Origin of the sequence: Flavihumibacter stibioxidans, from assembly GCF_014332695.1 — a bacterium.
Taxonomy (GTDB): Bacteria; Bacteroidota; Bacteroidia; order Chitinophagales; family Chitinophagaceae; genus Flavihumibacter; species Flavihumibacter stibioxidans.
Genome location: NZ_MBUA01000028.1, coordinates 18,008 through 34,184, shown reverse-complemented (window position 1 = coordinate 34,184; position 16,177 = coordinate 18,008). Strand labels below are relative to the sequence as shown.

At 49.7% G+C, this 16,177-nt stretch carries 18 protein-coding genes; 7 read left to right on the top strand and 11 right to left on the bottom strand.

Annotation, left to right across the window (positions count from 1 at the left end; all coding sequences use genetic code 11):
- Window positions 1-25: 25 nt before the first annotated feature.
- Together BC349_RS15760 and xerD are read right to left on the bottom strand one after the other, a co-directional pair.
- The gene (locus tag BC349_RS15760) at window positions 26-862 is read right to left on the bottom strand and encodes a DUF2911 domain-containing protein (protein WP_187257747.1); all 837 of its coding nucleotides are present in this window, start codon (window positions 860-862) and stop codon (window positions 26-28) included.
- A gap of 96 nt (window positions 863-958) precedes the next feature.
- On the bottom strand, window positions 959-1,879 hold the full coding sequence (xerD, locus tag BC349_RS15755) for a site-specific tyrosine recombinase XerD (protein ID WP_246457001.1): 921 nt from the start codon (window positions 1,877-1,879) through the stop codon (window positions 959-961).
- A 69-nt stretch (window positions 1,880-1,948) separates the two neighbouring features.
- Between xerD and BC349_RS15750 the strand changes: the two genes are divergently transcribed.
- Window positions 1,949-2,479 (top strand): YkgJ family cysteine cluster protein, encoded by a 531-nt coding sequence (locus BC349_RS15750; protein ID WP_187257746.1) that lies wholly within the window; start codon window positions 1,949-1,951, stop codon window positions 2,477-2,479.
- Here the strand turns inward: BC349_RS15750 and BC349_RS15745 are convergent.
- Window positions 2,459-2,809: a YraN family protein gene (locus BC349_RS15745; RefSeq protein ID WP_187257745.1), complete on the bottom strand. Its 351-nt coding sequence runs from the start codon at window positions 2,807-2,809 to the stop codon at window positions 2,459-2,461. The two genes, BC349_RS15750 and BC349_RS15745, sit on opposite strands and share 21 nt — an antisense overlap.
- Window positions 2,810-2,843: 34 nt before the next feature.
- Between BC349_RS15745 and manA the strand changes: the two genes are divergently transcribed.
- Together manA and BC349_RS15735 are read left to right on the top strand one after the other, a co-directional pair.
- The gene (gene manA / locus BC349_RS15740) at window positions 2,844-4,055 is read left to right on the top strand and encodes a mannose-6-phosphate isomerase, class I (RefSeq protein WP_187257744.1); all 1,212 of its coding nucleotides are present in this window, start codon (window positions 2,844-2,846) and stop codon (window positions 4,053-4,055) included.
- Between the two features lie 81 nt (window positions 4,056-4,136).
- Window positions 4,137-4,694 (top strand): DUF6580 family putative transport protein, encoded by a 558-nt coding sequence (locus BC349_RS15735; protein ID WP_187257743.1) that lies wholly within the window; start codon window positions 4,137-4,139, stop codon window positions 4,692-4,694.
- 46 nt (window positions 4,695-4,740) lie between these two features.
- On the opposite strand, the gene BC349_RS15730 is transcribed toward BC349_RS15735, so the two are convergent.
- From BC349_RS15730 to BC349_RS15715, 4 genes are all read right to left on the bottom strand, one after another.
- The gene (locus tag BC349_RS15730) at window positions 4,741-5,391 is read right to left on the bottom strand and encodes a phosphoribosylanthranilate isomerase (RefSeq protein ID WP_187257742.1); all 651 of its coding nucleotides are present in this window, start codon (window positions 5,389-5,391) and stop codon (window positions 4,741-4,743) included.
- Between the two features lie 15 nt (window positions 5,392-5,406).
- Entirely contained in the window at window positions 5,407-5,826 is a 420-nt protein-coding gene (locus BC349_RS15725; protein ID WP_187257741.1) for an SRPBCC domain-containing protein, read from the bottom strand.
- 71 nt (window positions 5,827-5,897) lie between these two features.
- The gene (locus BC349_RS15720) at window positions 5,898-6,470 is read right to left on the bottom strand and encodes a Crp/Fnr family transcriptional regulator (RefSeq protein WP_187257740.1); all 573 of its coding nucleotides are present in this window, start codon (window positions 6,468-6,470) and stop codon (window positions 5,898-5,900) included.
- 3 nt (window positions 6,471-6,473) lie between these two features.
- Window positions 6,474-7,682 (bottom strand): MFS transporter, encoded by a 1,209-nt coding sequence (locus BC349_RS15715; RefSeq protein ID WP_187257739.1) that lies wholly within the window; start codon window positions 7,680-7,682, stop codon window positions 6,474-6,476.
- A 98-nt stretch (window positions 7,683-7,780) separates the two neighbouring features.
- On the opposite strand from BC349_RS15715, the gene BC349_RS15710 reads away from it, so the two are divergent.
- On the top strand, window positions 7,781-9,232 hold the full coding sequence (locus BC349_RS15710; protein ID WP_187257738.1) for a serine hydrolase domain-containing protein: 1,452 nt from the start codon (window positions 7,781-7,783) through the stop codon (window positions 9,230-9,232).
- On the opposite strand, the gene BC349_RS15705 is transcribed toward BC349_RS15710, so the two are convergent.
- Window positions 9,227-9,754 carry a GNAT family N-acetyltransferase gene (locus BC349_RS15705; RefSeq protein WP_187257737.1) on the bottom strand — a complete coding sequence of 176 codons (528 nt, stop codon included), beginning with the start codon at window positions 9,752-9,754 and terminating at the stop codon, window positions 9,227-9,229. The genes BC349_RS15710 and BC349_RS15705 overlap by 6 nt on opposite strands.
- Window positions 9,755-9,793: 39 nt before the next feature.
- On the opposite strand from BC349_RS15705, the gene BC349_RS15700 reads away from it, so the two are divergent.
- Window positions 9,794-11,488 carry a S41 family peptidase gene (locus BC349_RS15700; RefSeq protein ID WP_187257736.1) on the top strand — a complete coding sequence of 565 codons (1,695 nt, stop codon included), beginning with the start codon at window positions 9,794-9,796 and terminating at the stop codon, window positions 11,486-11,488.
- On the opposite strand, the gene rnhA is transcribed toward BC349_RS15700, so the two are convergent.
- On the bottom strand, window positions 11,489-11,959 hold the full coding sequence (rnhA, locus tag BC349_RS15695) for a ribonuclease HI (RefSeq protein WP_187257735.1): 471 nt from the start codon (window positions 11,957-11,959) through the stop codon (window positions 11,489-11,491).
- Between the two features lie 78 nt (window positions 11,960-12,037).
- Complete coding sequence (locus tag BC349_RS15690) at window positions 12,038-13,666, bottom strand: acyl-CoA carboxylase subunit beta (RefSeq protein ID WP_187257734.1); 1,629 nt, start codon at window positions 13,664-13,666, stop codon at window positions 12,038-12,040.
- A 120-nt stretch (window positions 13,667-13,786) separates the two neighbouring features.
- Here BC349_RS15690 and BC349_RS15685 point away from each other — a divergent pair, with 120 nt between their 5' ends.
- Complete coding sequence (locus BC349_RS15685) at window positions 13,787-14,872, top strand: DUF3810 domain-containing protein (RefSeq protein ID WP_246457000.1); 1,086 nt, start codon at window positions 13,787-13,789, stop codon at window positions 14,870-14,872.
- Window positions 14,873-14,875: 3 nt separating this feature from the next.
- Here BC349_RS15685 and dcd read toward each other — a convergent pair whose 3' ends face one another.
- Window positions 14,876-15,412 carry a dCTP deaminase gene (dcd, locus tag BC349_RS15680; RefSeq protein ID WP_187257733.1) on the bottom strand — a complete coding sequence of 179 codons (537 nt, stop codon included), beginning with the start codon at window positions 15,410-15,412 and terminating at the stop codon, window positions 14,876-14,878.
- Window positions 15,413-15,487: 75 nt separating this feature from the next.
- Here dcd and BC349_RS15675 point away from each other — a divergent pair, with 75 nt between their 5' ends.
- The gene (locus BC349_RS15675; protein ID WP_187257732.1) at window positions 15,488-16,126 is read left to right on the top strand and encodes a 4'-phosphopantetheinyl transferase family protein; all 639 of its coding nucleotides are present in this window, start codon (window positions 15,488-15,490) and stop codon (window positions 16,124-16,126) included.
- Window positions 16,127-16,177: the final 51 nt, after the last annotated feature.

The following is a 16,177-nucleotide window of genomic DNA, read 5'->3' as shown; positions in this document are numbered from 1 at the left end:
CGTCAGACGCGAAACACAAAAAAAACTATTTCAACGTGGCCAGGAGCTTCTCGTTGAGGGCAACATAATCATCGTTTTTGGCTGCCTTGGCCAGTTCAATGGATTTGTTTGCGGCTGCAATGGCTTCCTGCTTCTTACCCAGTTTGGCCAGGCAATTGGCCCTCTGGTGGTGTACCCAGAAGAAAGAAGGATTCTGCTCAACAGCCTTATCAAACCATCCCAGCGCCTTATTCAGGTCCTTGCCATTTTCCAGGTAGTACATCGCCGCTGCGAAATAAGGACGGTTATCCTTATTCATCAGGTTGTCGATCTGGGACATGATCTTCTTTTCAATATCGGCTTTCACCGGAACACTTACACCGGTATTTTCCCAAACGATCTCCAGGTTCATGCTGGTTGGCTGCACATTGTCGAACAGGATCATGAAATTCTCCACGCTGATCGGAAGCTTCTCCGCTTTTACCGTGATGCGCGCCACATCCTGGTCCTGCTTGTAGGCAGCCGGACTGGTTACGTCCAGTTGCTTCGACAGGATGACGGTCCATTCAGCCGGACCGGGAATGGTCAGCAGGCCGTATTTTCCGGCAGGTACGGCTTTGTCGCCTACCATTACATCTTCACCAAAAGTGATGGTGGTAGCGTTATTGGCACCTGTGCGCCATACTTTTCCAAATGGAACCAGGTCCCCGAAAACCTTACGGCCACGCATAGCCGGACGGGAATAAGATACTTCTACATTGGATAAGGCAAACTCCTGCTTGATGGTAGTTGCCGGACTGGGAGCCGGGGTGCGCAACTGCTGTGCGTCAGCAGCCTGCAGCAGGCAAATTGCAAAGGAAAGGGATAAAATCAATTTTTTCATGATGAGCTGATTTGAGTAACAAATATAACGGTGAACCAGGTGAATTGTTGGCGGCTTTGATAAATGGTAAAACGGAGCGTCAAAGAAACGGATCGGTTAATGGGATAACCTGAAAGCGGGATGGTGGTTCGCAAGTGTTTTCCTCAGGAACTCACGGTCGAGATGGGTATAGATCTCAGTAGTGGTGATGCTTTCATGCCCCAGCATTTCCTGCACCGCGCGCAGGTCTGCACCCCCTTCCACCAGATGGGTGGCAAATGAATGTCGGAAAGTATGCGGGGAGATGCTTTTGCGGATGCCTGCCTTTGCTGCAAGGTCCTTGATCATCAGGAAAATCATCACCCTGCTCAAAGGCCCACCGCGTCGGTTCAGGAATAAAATATCCTCCGCTCCCGGCCGGATGGTTAAGAAATTCCGGCTATGCCCGCGGTAGATTCCTATCTGCCGGATGGCATTCTCACCGATGGGGACCAGTCTCTCCTTGTTACCCTTTCCCACCACCCTGATATAACCTTCTTCCAGGAACAGGCAGGAAATCTGTAAGCCCACTACCTCGCTGACCCGCAGCCCGCAACTGTACATGGTTTCAAGGATCGCTTTATTGCGCTCGCCTTCCGGTTTACTGCGGTCGATGGCCCCGATGATCAGTTCAATTTCCTCGAAACTCAGGGTATCGGGAAGGGTCCTTTTTAGTTTGGGCGATTCTAGCAATACGGTCGGGTCGGCACGAATAATCTGCTCCGCCCAGCAATATTTGTAAAAACTTCGCAGGCCCGACAAAATCCTTGCCTGCGAGGCCTGGGTCATGCCCAGTTCTGCAATCCAGCGCGTGAACTGTTGCAGGTGTTCCAGCTCAAGCTGCTCCGGACTGAAATTCCAGCCCCTTAGTTCAAGGAACTGGGTGAGCATCTCAATATCATGCAGGTAGGCTTCCACCGAATGGTCGGATAATGATTTTTCCAGCCGCAACCAGGATTTGAATCCTTTCTTGTAAGGTGCCCACATTTTCTGCATCATAAAAGTTACGGCAGCAATTTAACGCATTGAAACCTTTATATTGCGCTTTCTAAAATCATCACTGCTATAATGAGTGCATCGACGAATCCCAAAGCCGTTAACCTTCGAAAATTCCGTAAACAATACCAGTCTGAAAAAATCAAACTGAGGCGTTTCCTTACCAAAATCGAAAACGAAAGGCCAAGGGGGTTGGATAAGCTGACACCCTCACTGGAAAAACAGGTTTGGGAAGAAGTGGATTGCCTGACTTGCGCCAACTGCTGCAAAACGATGAGTCCCACTTTCACCAATGCTGACCTCAAGCGCATTTCCGCCCACATGGGAATGAGTGTGGATGCCTTCAAGGAAAAATGGTTGTTCTTCGATAAAAAGGACAAGGACTGGATGAATGTGACACAACCCTGCCAGTTCCTGGATAAGAAATCCAATATGTGTTCCATTTATGAAGTGCGACCTGCAGACTGCGCGGGCTTTCCGCACCTCTCCAAAAAGAAGGCGGTGGATTATATGCACGTGCACAAACAGAATATCCAGTATTGCCCCGCCACACTGAAGATGGTGGAAAAAATGAAGGCTGCTTCAGGAGATATCTTCAAATAAATCGATCCTTGTTGCAGCAGGCAATAACAACACGGAAATAATATCGAAACAGATATTTCGCCATTGCGGATGCTGCTCCAGGTAATCGGTTGCCGCTGCCTGCATGTGCAACAATTTTTTTCTTTTTACCTGTGCTTCGGGCATGCCGAACACATCGGCCCGCCTGGTTTTCACTTCAATAAAATGCAGGGTGTCCTGCCGCATGGCAATGATATCAATTTCCCTGCGGCCCGATTTCCAGTTGCGTGCCAGCAGGCTGAATCCCTTTTCCAGCAGCCAGTCGCAGGCCAGGTCTTCACCATTCCTGCCGGTTTTCAGATGAGTATCCAAGGTTTGAGGTTTTGCAGTATTTTCGACCCTTCTTATGAAAGAACAAAATAAAATATTTGCACTGGAAGGTAAAGTGCAACACTATCAATGGGGTGGTTTCACCTTTTTACCCGCGTTGTTATCACGGTCGGCAGAGGCCGGCCAGCCCTTTGCAGAGTATTGGCTCGGGGCCCATATCCAGGCTCCGGCAGCAATAAAAGGAAATGGCGATCTGGATGAGTTTATCAACGAGGATCGGTCTGTGCTGGGACAATCAGTGAAGCACCGGTTCGGCAGGCTGCCTTACCTGCTGAAAGTGTTGGATGTGAAAGATATGCTGAGTATCCAGGTGCATCCGACCAGGGCAAGTGCCAAAGCCGGATTCGAGGCTGAGAATGCCGCAGGTGTTCCGCTTACCGCCGGCCATCGCAATTATAAGGATGATAACCACAAGCCCGAACTGGCTACCGCATTGGGACCGTTCTGGTTATTGCATGGGTTCCGGGCTCCGGATTCAATGCGTCGCATCCTGAATGATGTACCCGAATTAAGGTTCCTGCTTGCCTTTTTTAACGGGGGAGATTACAAAACACTGTACCGTTACGTAATGGAAATGGAACCGGAGCAGGTGAACAGCCGTCTGCAGCCCCTGCTCGAACGAATCCTGCCATTGTATGAATCGGGAAAACTGGAAAAATCGAACCCCGATTTCTGGGCCGCGAGGGCCGCAATTACGTTTAATCAACCGGGACAAATCGACCGGGGTATATTTTCCGTGTACCTGCTGAACCTGGTATTCATGAATGCGGGTGATGCCATTTTCCAGGACGCGGGCATCCTGCACGCTTACCTGGAGGGGCAGAACGTGGAAATCATGGCCAATTCAGATAATGTGTTAAGGGGGGGATTGACACCCAAGCATATTGATGTTCCCGAGTTGATGAAACATGTCCGCTTTGAACCGGTAACGCCCGTGATATTGAAAGGAGAGCCAATCAGTGCCCATGAAAAAGCATTTATTACTCCGGCCGACGATTTTGAACTGCACGAGATCAGGCTGGCCGAAAAGGATGCCTATTCTTTTAAGGTGCAAACGGTAGATATTTTACTGGTGATGGAGGGCGCTGTGAAGGCGTCGGAGGCAGGCGGGCACAGCCTGCATGTGGATAAAGGTGGCAGCCTGATGCTGACTGCCGGTGCCGTATTGTCGCTGGAATCCACTACCGGTGCTCTGATTTACCGGGCCACCGTTCCTGCTGCCAGGTAATGAAAGGAAGGAGGCCCGTGAAAAACTTTAATGGCGCTTGATGCCTTTTCATTTATTTTTGTCCTCACATTTCTAATTATTATGAAACTGAACAGATCGATATTGATTTCCCTGGTATTGCTGATTGTAACAGCTGCCATCTACCGCATCATTCCTTCCCGTCCGCTTGGATTCGCCCCACATATTGCCATGGCTTTATTTGGTGGTGCTGTCCTGAAGGATAAAAAATGGGCCTTTGCGCTGCCAATTTTTTCCATGTTCCTGAGCGACCTGCTTTTCGAAGTTTTATATAGAAATGGTTTGAGTTCCATGGCGGGTTTTTATTCCGGACAGATCACCAATTATCTCCTGTTCGCAGGTTTGACCCTCATAGGTTTCGCCATCCGTAAGATTACCGTGGTAAATGTTGTACTGGGTTCATTAGCAGCCCCGACTGCCTATTTCCTGGTTTCCAATTTCCTTGTATGGGGATTCGGTGGCGGATTAGGTCGTCCTAAAACATTTGCCGGACTCCTGCAGTGTTATGGAGATGCCGTTCCTTTTTACACCGGCAGCCTGGTTGCTACACTTGTATTCAGCACCGTACTGTTTGGCGTGTATGCATGGCTGACAGATCAGCGGAAATTGACTGCAGCCTGAGGCCATCACCCAATCGGTATTTGGTCGAATCACATACGGTACATGGTCAGTAGCTGGCGTTTTTAAAGAAAGCTTCCAGTTTCGCAGGATCCAGTCTGCCATTGGTTCTCACGCCGCTGCAGAGATCCAGTCCGTAAGGCTGCACTTCATCAATGGCCTGTTTCACATTGGAGGGATTAAGCCCGCCTGCCAGAAAAACCGGCACGGGAGATTGCTCCACGATAGTCCGGCTGAGTTTCCAGTTGTGGACACGACCGGTTCCGCCCAATTCCTTGATGGCCAGTTTCGGGTTTCCGCTGTCCAGCAATAAAGCGTCAACTTCTGCTGCCAGTTCAAGTGCTTCCTCAATGGAAGATTCATCCATCACATGAATAACCTGCACCAGTTTGATAGTAGGCAGGGCCGTCCTGATTTCGGCATATTTCCCATCAGCCAGTGTATCCACGATCTGGATGGTGTTGGTGAAGGTTTTTTTATGGTGGGAAATGATATCTGCCGGTTTGGTTTCACTTGTTAACAGGAAAGTGCCGATGGGTGGGGGTGTGGAGCCGGCGATGGCTGCGATCAGGTCATCTGTAATAACACCCGGACCGCTGGGCATTCTTCCAACCAGCCCCAGTGCTGATGCGCCTTCCCTTATGGCCATCCTGGCTTCTTCCTGTGAACTGATACAACAAACTTTTATTCTCGGCCGCATAGTTTTTTGTTCTTATTAAAGTTCTGCTTTTTCTTTCAATGCCCTGTTCATTGCCTCAAATCCCTGCCTGGTTTTTTCGAGCATATTGCCTTTGAATAACGGTACCAGCCATCCGTTGAACTGCTCTCCATGGTGGAAAGTGGTGGTTCCGTCTCCATTGTCTTCCAGTTCAAAATAATGCTCGCCATCGAAAATTCCGGGTACAAAAAAATGTCCCAGCCACCTGAAGCGGCGGTTTTTATCAAAGGCCTTCACGACAGGTTTAAATGTCATGCCGGGTAATTTTACTTTGATTTTCCTGCCAACTTCTGCCTGACCTTCGATGGCCTGTACAAATGGGTTCCAGTTGGGCATTTCCCCGAAGTCCGTCAGGATATTCCATACAATTTCCGGTGCTGCCCCGATGCGGATACTGGTCTGAATAACTGCTGCCATCATACTTTGTTTTTGTAAGACAAAGCTCTGACCCAATACGTTGGTTGCTCTTGACAAATGTCAAAACTTTATTATCCCAGGGATTTTTTCCGCAGCCTGCTCAATGTCTCGGGTGTCATGCCCAGCATGGAAGCCAGGTACTGGAGCGGCACCTGGTTGAATAGTTCGGGTTGGTGCGATAGTAAGTGGAGATACCTTTCTTCTGCGCTCATATGCAGGTGCTGGAATACCCTGTTTTCGAGCTGGATAAAGCATTTTGCAATAAAACCCTTTTCAATTTCATGCCACCGGGGCAGGAATCTTACCAGGCTGCGATAGTCATCAAAGCTGATGCTCAGCAGCTCAGCATCGGTTAGTGCCTGGATATTCCACCTTGCCGGAACACGAAAAAGGAAAGCCGAAAGGTCGGTCAGAAAATAACCCGGTGTGCCAATCCACTGGGTGACTTCCTTCGTTTCAACGGTAACATATAACCGAAGTAATCCCGACTGGATAAATGTAAGGTAATGACATGCTTGTCCCGCTTTAACCAGGTATTCATTCTTGTCGAGTTTCATTGGTTTGAAGAAGGAGCTGATCAGTTCCTGGTCGCTTCGGGTGACCCCGAATAATTCGGTTATCTGCCTGGTTAATGCTTCGTTCATGGATTAAAATAATTGGTCCTGGTAATTAACTACCGGTACAGTAGTGTTCCGGTTAACAAGGAACTTATTCCGCCAGGCAACATAGGCAGCAAGTATGGCCAGGAATACCAGAATGGACAGCCCGGTGGCCACACTGTACTGTTCCGCTACCAGTCCGATCATGGATGGTCCGGCAAGAAACCCGATCAATCCCCCGCTGGCCACTGCTGAAATGCCGGCAATGGGACTAACCCCGGGGACTTTGGTAGCGGTGCTGAAAAGGATGGGTACAACGCAGGAAAAGCCCAGTCCGATGAGTGTAAAACCCGCGATGGCTGCAGCTATGTTTGAAAAGCCGATGGCCAGGAGGAACCCTGATCCGGCAACCAGGCAACCTGTGATGGCCATTCTTTTGCTGCCCAGTTTGGGAATCCAGGTGTCGCCATTAAAGCGCCCGATGGCCATGGCTATAGAGAAGCCTGCGAAGCCAAATCCGGCAATCGCTTTGCTGCCCTGCAGTGATTCTTTGAGGTAGATGGCACTCCAGTCGGCCACGCATCCTTCCCCCATAAATGTAACAAAACAGATGAAGGCAAGTCCAAGTACACTACCCGTGGGTAAGCGAAATCCGGAATCTGATTCTATGTATTGGTCGTATTTGAAAAAACCCTGTTTCAGGGTCAGCAGTACAAGAATCAGCAGGGCGGCCACCAACAGTATCTGCCAGGCTGTTGACAGGTGAAAGGAATAAAATAATCCGGCCAAACCTGCACTGATGCCGCCTCCGAGACTGTACATGCCATGCGAGGTGCTCATGATGCGCCTGTGATGCTTTCTCTCCAATTGATCTACGATGGCATTGGTGGAAACGCCGTTCAGGAATCCAACCAGGCCGTTGGCGTAAAGTGCCAGCCAGAGCATCACCGGGTTAAGGGCAATTACCTGGGCGATAAAAATCAGGCAGATCAGGATATGCCCCCAAAATAACCAGGTGCCGACTTTGATTTTTCTGAATACTGCCGGCGCCAGAACCACTCCGGTTAATGCACCGGCAGGAGCCAGCAATAAGGAAAGGCCCAGTGTGGCATCTGTCAGCCCCAGCCGTCCTTTTATCTGGGGGATGGCTGCCACCCAGATGCCCAGCAAAATGCTGGCGACAGCAAAGAGAAATCCGATACTGATACTTGGTTTGTGCCGGAAATAGGTAATGGTATTATTAAGCATATCAATCATGTAAAGTTAATGAAGGGGGCATCACATATTTATGTGGTTTTCATTTTTTCAGGTAACCTGATTAGCACGAAAAGCTTCTAAAAGCTTAAATATTATCGATGAAAAAATTACTATTTGGCCTGTTGGTCCTGGGTTCCAGTTATGTGAATGCGCAAAGCGCCAATACAACCAGGTTTGACAGCCTTACCAATGCGTACCAGGCTAATGGCTACCATGGTGTTGTATTGGTGGCCAAAGGAGACCAGGTATTGTACGAAAAGGCATATGGACTGGCCAATTTTGAGAAGAAGATACCGCACCGACTGACAACTGAATTCAAAACCGAATCTACAGGCAAGATGTTTACCGCCACGGCCATCTTCCAGCTGGTGGAGAAAGGCAAACTGACACTCAGCCAGACTTTGCAGGAACTGTTGCCCGAAATGGGAATTGCCAAGGCGGACAAGATTACGGTTGAGCAATTGCTGAACCACACTTCTGGTTTGCAGAGTCCCTGGGATCATCCGCAGTTTTCTTTCAAGAAGGATTACACGAAAGAGGAACTGGTACAGATTATCAAGGAAGTGCCAAGGGCTTATGAAGAACCGGGCGGGCCGATGTTTTACAGTAATTCAGGTTATAAGATTCTTGGCTGGATCATTGAAAAGATCAGCGGGCAGCCATTTGATGAGTATTTCAGGAAAAACATCTTTGATGTGGCGGGAATGAAAACCATCCGGCACCTGGGCGACACCGTTATGCCCGTAGCAACCGGGGCGCAGCCTTACAGGGTCATCCATAGTGGTAAATTCATCAGGATGGATGAAACCCTGGGCCGAAAAGCAGGTGCTGCCGGCGGCTGGATCGCGCAAACCAAAGACCATTACCGCTTCATGCTGTCCTTGTTGGAAAACAAACTGGTCAGTGCCGCTACCCTGCAGACCATGATCAGCGGAAACGGGAAAGCACCTAAAAATCCGTCTTACAGGTATTATGCATTCGGACTGGAGACCTACTTCAACACTGGTGTTCCCGGCACGCTATTAGTTGGCCACAATGGTGGCGGGGCGGGCTTTTCCGTTGATGCCTATATGGATACTGCCAGTAAAATAATTGTAATATCCTTTACCAATATGTACCAGGACAGCCGACGCATCATGGCGAATTATTTTAAAATGGCAAAGGGCCTGCCAGTGGACCCTGTGGAGCAATTGATGTGGGTGCGGGTATATGATAAGGTCAGGGCAACCGGAATGGAATATTTTTCCGCGCATGCCGATTCATTACTCAAGGAAGTGAATGTTCAGCCACATCCGGGAATGTTTGGAATGGTAGGAGATGCCATGGGAGCCGGCGGTGATGAGGCACTCAAACTGCAATGGTTAAAACTGGGTGCGAAATATTATCCTGAGGAGCCGATGTTGCAGTTGTTTATCGGCGATACTTACCATGGAATGAAAGACAAGCCCGGTGCAAAAGCAGCATATGAGTCCATGCTGGCACTGGCTCAAAAGCGCAAGGACGCAAGACTTGAAAAAATGGCGATGGAGAAATTGAAACAGGACCTATAGTTGTTTTGTCAAAACCAGCTGGTGGCGGCAAACTATGCCATCTTCAATGATGGGTTCGGGGTAATGAAGCGTGAAATGATTCCAGCGAACATCTGTTAACTCGAATCCATATTGCTGGTAAACCTGGAAGGGGCGGATACTTGAATTGCCGGTACATACCTGAAGGATATTATAACCCAGCCTGGTCGCAAGCGCGGCGGCATCCTTCAGCAATTGGCCGGCAATTCCCTTTTCGCGCCATTCCGGTGCCACGGCGATATTGCGGATTTCAGCAACCTGCTTTGTTTCGGGAGTAAGTGCGAGGACACCAACGGGTTTTCCATTGATGAGTGCCTGTAATACTATGCTGCACATGATGTAATGCTGAACCTCCTCCTTATGCGGATCAGCCATCAAAAGCAGGTCCATCGGGGGAGTGGCATCTTCCGGTAACTGCTGAATTACCAGGTCGGCCGGTAAACTCATCTTGCTCATTAACCAAATATCCGATAAATGGGCATACTTATCATAAATCTTAGTCATGTGACCGCCATTCCTTTTCAGGCAGTTTACATTTGTTTCATGAAAAATATGTTGAAATGGTTGCTTTTGCTGATGCTGCTACCGGCGTTGGAAAGTAAATCGCAACACATCGGAAAGAAATTTCCAAAGGAAGACATTTTATCCCGCCAGCAGGTTGAGAACCTGGCCGTTTTTGCAGAATGGTGGGGCTTCCTTAAATATTTTCACCCGGCTGTTGTAAAGGGCCACATCAACTGGGACAGTGTTGCTGTTGACAATATTCCAGGGGTGCTGAAGGCAGAGCGGAAGAAGGACCTGGATAAGATATTGACCCGGTTATATAACTCACTGCCACCTGCGGAACCGGAACGCCACATGAAGCAACCTTCGGGCGACAGTATATTTTCAATATTCTCCCTGAAAGATATTGAGGCCATGGCATTACCGGCCAGAATGAAATCCGGCTTCGGGGAACTCTGGCAGTATCATTCACCGGATACCAACCGGAAAGCCACCGTTAAGTACAAGCAACACACGCTTGACTACCCGCTGTTCATTGATACATTATACAATGATGGCGCGGCAGATGCATCAGTGCGTTTGCTGGGATTGTTCCGTTACTGGAATATCATCCGGTATTTTTATCCGCACAAGGAAATAGCTGCCACAGATTGGATCGGGGTATTGAAAAATCAGATCCCTTCCTTTTACAAAGTGCAGGGCAGGCTTGAATATGGGAAAACAGTTCGCCGGCTGTCTGCCTCTCTCCACGACAGTCATTCTTTTGTGAATGACAGGTATTTCGACAGTCATTACTGGGGCCCTAATCCGCCGTTTACGATTGCCTGGCTGGCCGGAAAATATGTTATTTCTGAAGTGCCGTCTGATTCTGTTGCGAAGGAATATAATTTCCGGACGGGGGATATCATCACATCCATTAACGGCAGTCCGGTTCAGGACAGGGAGGCGGAATTGTCAGGCATCATGGGCGGATCCAATGATGCGGCCTTACACAGAATGATATCAGGCTATCTGCTGAATGTGGATTCCACAGACAAGGTGAATATCCAACTTGAAAGGGATGGTGAGGTTATAACAACAACCATTAAACGATATCCTTATGCGGTCATATCAGGATGGGGTAAAAAGAATAGCGAATTATGGAAATATGTGGCTGACAGTATTCTGTATGTCAGGGCTTTTGGCATCCGGAAAAAAGATACCCTGCCGGAATTGCTTGGCGCGATGAATGCATCAAAGGGTGTGGTGATGGACCTGAGGGGTTATCCGGATTTTAATACGATCATGGTGTTGCAGGATGCCCTGCTGACAGACTGTAGACCCTATAGTTTCCAGACAAACTGGCTGGCCAATTATCCGGGCTTTTTCCGGACCAGCCGGATGGAATACAGGCCGTTTGAAACGCTGGAACTCCCCGCCTATAAAGGGAAGCTTATTGTGCTGGTGGATGCGAATACCGGCAGCCTGCCTGAGAGTGTGGCGGCCTCATTGTCACAGCGGCCGGCTACCCTTGTGCTGGGAAGCCAGACAGCAGGTGCCACAGGCAATATGACCTGGGTTTACCTGCCTGGTAACCTGTCAATAGGATTCACGGCGGTGGGTGAGCGAAGTGCCGGGGATCGTTTTGTCCAGCGCAAAGGGGTGAAAATTGACCTGCCCGTAGGGCAATTGATATCCGATCTGCGCAAAGGTGAGGATACACAAATTCTGGCCGCTGTCAGACAGCTTCAGTGATCAGTTGTTCTCTGCTTCATACCCCTCATCAATCAGCAGGTGTTTGCCGTCAGCTGCTGTAGTTGCCAACACATCACAGCGGTTATTGAATGGGTTGTCTGCATGTCCCTTCACCCAGTGGAAGCGGATATTGTGTTGCAGGGAAAGCCGGTAATACCTGGTCCAGAGGTCCTTGTTCTTTTTCCCGCCTTTGAAATCGGTGGCTATCCAGTTGCGGAGCCAGCCCTGTTCTACAGCTTTTACCACATACTGGCTGTCGCTGTAGATGGTTATGTGTACGCCCGTTTTGGTCAGTGCTTCCAGTCCGGCAATCACTGCCATCAGTTCCATGCGGTTATTGGTCGTCCTGCGATATCCCTGGGATAATTCCTTTTCTTTGGTTCCCCATTTGAGGATGGTGCCATAGCCGCCGGGGCCGGGGTTTCCCCTGCTTGATCCGTCGGTGTAGATGATGAGTCCGGGTTGATGCATGCGCGAAAGTAGGGGGAAAAGGTGAATGGGTGAATGGGTGAATGGGTGAATGGGTGAATGAGTGAATGGGTGAATGGGTCAGACCTGGAAGACTCCAACTGCCATTTTAGCAACATCCGGATTATGGTTTGCTGCATGGATGCCTTCGGAGATCACCAGCCTGGTCCTGGCGGGGTCGATGATTTCGTCTACCCATAACCGTGCGGCGGCATAATAGGGGGATGTCTGCTTTTCGTAACGACCCTTTATTTCGTCCAGTAATTTCTTTTCGTCCTCCGGCGCCACTTCCTTTCCCTTTGCCTTCATGGCCGCCACCTGGATCTGGAGCAGGGTTTTGGCTGCCTGCTCTCCGCCCATTACCGCGATGCGGGCTGTTGGCCAGGCATAGATAAAACGCGGGTCATAGGCTTTGCCGCACATGGCATAATTACCGGCGCCAAAGGAGTTGCCGATGATGATGGTGATCTTGGGTACCACCGAATTTGCCACGGCGTTCACCAGTTTCGCACCGTCCTTGATGATGCCTGCATGTTCGCTGCGGCTGCCAACCATAAAGCCGGTGACATCCTGGAGGAATACCAGCGGAATTCTTTTCTGGTTGCAGTTCAGGATAAAACGGGCCGCCTTGTCCGCACTGTCGTTATAGATCACGCCGCCCAGTTGCATCTCACCTTTTTTATTCTTAACGATCAGGCGCTGGTTGGCCACAATGCCCACTGCCCATCCGTCAATGCGCGCATACCCACAGAGTATGGTCTTGCCGTAATCTGCCTTGAATTCGTCAAACTCAGATTTGTCAACGATGCGCTCAATGATCTGGCGCATGTCGTAGGGCCTGGTATTTCCTTCCGACAGGATGCTGTACAATTCAGCCGGGGATTTTTCCGGTGCCTGCGGCGTGATGCGGTCAAAGCCGGCCACCGGTTTTTGTCCCAGTTTGTCCACGATCTTTTTTACCTGGTCGAGGCATTGCTGCTCGGTCTCGAATTTGTAATCGGCAATGCCACTGATGGAAGTATGGGTATCTGCGCCGCCCAGGGTTTCGGTATCAATATCCTCGCCGATAGCTGCTTTCACCAGGTAGGGGCCTGCCAGGAAAATAGAGCCGTTTCCTTCCACCATCAGGGTTTCATCGCTCATGATCGGCAGGTAGGCGCCGCCTGCCACGCAGGGTCCCATCACTGCTGCGATCTGTGTGATGCCCATGGCACTCATCCTTGCATTGTTGCGGAAGATGCGGCCAAAATGTTCCTTGTCGGGGAAGATCTCGTCCTGCATGGGCAGGAATACCCCGGCACTGTCTACCAGGTAGATCACCGGCAGGTTGTTCTCCATGGCGATCTCCTGGAGGCGAAGGTTTTTCTTGCCGGTGATCGGAAACCAGGCTCCGGCTTTCACCGTCTGGTCGTTGGCCAGGATCACACACTGGCGACCGCTCACATAACCAATGCCGGCAACCGTACCACCAGCGGGACAGCCACCCTGGTCTTCATACATTTCAAAGCCCGCAAAGGCGCCGATCTCCACAAAACTGCGCATATCATCCACCAGGTATTCGATCCTTTCCCTGGCGGTGAGTTTATTCCTCTCATGCTGTTTTTCAATCGACTTCCTGCCTCCACCCAGGGCGATCTTTTCAAACCTGGTCCTGAGTTCACTCAGAGACAATTTCATGGAATCCTCGTTGCGGTTCTGTTCAATATTCATGGCGGGTATTTGACTGGCTGCAAAATACGGGAAGGATTTTAAAAACAAACAACTGTTAGTATTGGCTTATTGTCCCGAACATTCTATTATTGCCGGTAGTTTTATGATCAACAGGCACCAATGAACCAAAGATACCGGTATACAGGATTATTCATGCTGGCAGGGATGGCATTGTTCATCAGGATATTTTCAGCATTTCCCCAGGCTGTGGAAAAATATTATTCCAACGGTGCTTACCCCGTGATCTCCAGGTCGCTCAGGTGGCTGTTTGGCTGGGCTCCGCTGAGCATTGGTGACCTGTTGTATGCACTGGCGGGGATCGGGCTGATATCCTGGTTATACCGGCTGATCAGGGCCATTGTTCAGAAGCGGGTGGACAGTGCCTGGTTGCTTCGGGCAGGCGTAAAGGTTATGACCCTCTGGTTATGGGTCTATGTGTTATTCAATGGGTTGTGGGGATTGAATTACAACAGGCTGGGAATCGCCCGACAGGCGGGTTTGAACGTCAGTCGGTATAAGACCTATGAAGTGGATACCCTGGTGGTTACGCTCATAGACCGGATGAATGCCTTACGTGAACCATCACTGCCGGAGAGGGAACCGCTCCACCACAAACGTACCTTGTTTACAAAGGCCTTTGGCGCCTACCAGGATCCCTCGGGAGAAGTGCCATTTCTCAAATACGGCGGCCAGTCAGTGAAACCATCCCTATACAGTTATGTGGGTAACTATCTCGGCTTCACCGGTTATTACAATCCGTTTACCGGGGAGGCTCAGGTGAACACCACCGTGCCTGTTTTCGTACAGCCATTTACCACCTGTCATGAAATTGGTCACCAGTTGGGATATGCGAAAGAAAATGAAGCCAACCTGGCGGGCTTCCTGACCGCGAAACACAGCAACAGCAAGGCTTTTCGCTATTCCGCCTATTTCGATCTCTACCTTTATGCCATGCGTGATCTTTACCTGCGGGATTCGGCTCGCGGGATGGAACTGTCTGGGCGGTTGTCCCCCGCCGTTAGGGAGGATCTCAAAACCCTGCGCGATTTCAACCAGCAACACGTGGGGGTGCTGGAGCCCCTTGTGCGCAGCATGTATGCACAATTTCTAAGGGTCAACCAGCAGCCATCGGGACTAATGAGTTATAACCAGGTGGTTGCGCTGGTGATAGCGTATATGCGAAAACATGGTATTGAACGGATTTGAAAGTTAAAACAGGTTCTTCCACATCATGCTCTCAATCGGCTTATCGGGCTGTCCGCTGTATTTGGCGTTCTTTTTCTGGTTGTATTTTACCTCGATTTCGCCATCAACCGGAAAATAGATGAGCTGTCCAATGGGCATGCCTTTGTAAATCTTTACCGGCTGCTTCACAGAGATCTCCAGGGTCCAGTTGCCACAGAAACCTACATCGCCCTTGCCGGCAGTGGCATGAATGTCGATGCCCAGGCGTCCTGTGGAGGATTTGCCTTCCAGGAAGGGAACGTGTGCATGGGTTTCGGTATATTCATCCGTTACGCCCAGGTAAAAAATATGCGGGTATAATACAAAGCCATCCTCAGGTATTTCAAAATATTCGATCTGGTTGTGTTTTTTGGCATCCAGGATATGCTCCTTATAGGTTGCCAGCCATTTTCCCAGGTGAACATCATAGGAGTTACTGCCCAGGCTTTCGCGGTTGTAGGGTTCAATTTTGATGGTTCCCTTGTCCATTTCTTCGAGGATACGCTTATCCGACAGAATCATGTGCTTCGCTTAATTTATATTTGGAAATCGGTAGCCGCTTTTGCGTGCTGCAATGTTACCAGCAAAATTGCAACCTTGGCTTTATTTTATCAACATAATATCAACCAGTCCACCCGACTGGCAATCTGGAGGATCGAAGAGCCCGAATCTTTTTTCCTTAAAAAAGTGCCGCTTCACCAGCAGGTAACCCATCCCTATAAACGATTGCAGCACCTGGCAGGCAGGTACCTGTTGCCGTTACTTTTTGACGATTTTCCGCTGGAAGAGATACTGGTGGCCGATACCAGGAAACCTTTTTTGCCGGGGGAGAAATATCATTTTTCCATTTCCCACAGCGGTTATTATGCTGCCGCCATAGCCAGCAGCCAGAACCGGGTGGGCATTGATATCGAAATGGTATCGCCCCGTATTGAAAGAATTTCCCATAAGTTTCTCTCCCCTGAGGAGAAGGCTTTTTTACAGGAATGGGAACTTTTTGACCAGCTCCAACTGGAACTGACCACTGTTTTATGGAGTGCCAAGGAAGCGATTTTCAAATGGCATGGAGAGGGACAGGTAGATTTCCGGCAGCATATGCGAATGAAAGGTCCGCTCAATTATTCAGTCAGCGAGTGGATGCAACTGCCCTTCCGTTTTGAAAAAGGAATCAGCATGCCGCTTGATCTGCATGCACGTATTTTCGACCAGCTGGTACTGGCGTATGTGGCCACCTGATTTTGCATGGCTGCAAATTTTATCCGCTGGTCACGGCATCAGGCAATTCAT

Excerpts from the sequence above, each read along its gene's own strand:
- BC349_RS15760 (WP_187257747.1), bottom strand. The coding sequence starts at position 862 with ATGAAAAAATTGATTTTATCCCTTTCCTTTGCAATTTGCCTGCTGCAG.
- xerD (WP_246457001.1), bottom strand. The coding sequence starts at position 1,879 with ATGATGCAGAAAATGTGGGCACCTTACAAGAAAGGATTCAAATCCTGG.
- BC349_RS15750 (WP_187257746.1), top strand. The coding sequence starts at position 1,949 with ATGAGTGCATCGACGAATCCCAAAGCCGTTAACCTTCGAAAATTCCGT.
- manA (WP_187257744.1), top strand. The coding sequence starts at position 2,844 with ATGAAAGAACAAAATAAAATATTTGCACTGGAAGGTAAAGTGCAACAC.
- BC349_RS15735 (WP_187257743.1), top strand. The coding sequence starts at position 4,137 with ATGAAACTGAACAGATCGATATTGATTTCCCTGGTATTGCTGATTGTA.
- BC349_RS15730 (WP_187257742.1), bottom strand. The coding sequence starts at position 5,391 with ATGCGGCCGAGAATAAAAGTTTGTTGTATCAGTTCACAGGAAGAAGCC.
- BC349_RS15725 (WP_187257741.1), bottom strand. The coding sequence starts at position 5,826 with ATGGCAGCAGTTATTCAGACCAGTATCCGCATCGGGGCAGCACCGGAA.
- BC349_RS15720 (WP_187257740.1), bottom strand. The coding sequence starts at position 6,470 with ATGAACGAAGCATTAACCAGGCAGATAACCGAATTATTCGGGGTCACC.
- BC349_RS15715 (WP_187257739.1), bottom strand. The coding sequence starts at position 7,682 with ATGATTGATATGCTTAATAATACCATTACCTATTTCCGGCACAAACCA.
- BC349_RS15710 (WP_187257738.1), top strand. The coding sequence starts at position 7,781 with ATGAAAAAATTACTATTTGGCCTGTTGGTCCTGGGTTCCAGTTATGTG.
- BC349_RS15705 (WP_187257737.1), bottom strand. The coding sequence starts at position 9,754 with ATGACTAAGATTTATGATAAGTATGCCCATTTATCGGATATTTGGTTA.
- BC349_RS15700 (WP_187257736.1), top strand. The coding sequence starts at position 9,794 with ATGAAAAATATGTTGAAATGGTTGCTTTTGCTGATGCTGCTACCGGCG.
- rnhA (WP_187257735.1), bottom strand. The coding sequence starts at position 11,959 with ATGCATCAACCCGGACTCATCATCTACACCGACGGATCAAGCAGGGGA.
- BC349_RS15690 (WP_187257734.1), bottom strand. The coding sequence starts at position 13,666 with ATGAATATTGAACAGAACCGCAACGAGGATTCCATGAAATTGTCTCTG.
- BC349_RS15685 (WP_246457000.1), top strand. The coding sequence starts at position 13,787 with ATGAACCAAAGATACCGGTATACAGGATTATTCATGCTGGCAGGGATG.
- dcd (WP_187257733.1), bottom strand. The coding sequence starts at position 15,412 with ATGATTCTGTCGGATAAGCGTATCCTCGAAGAAATGGACAAGGGAACC.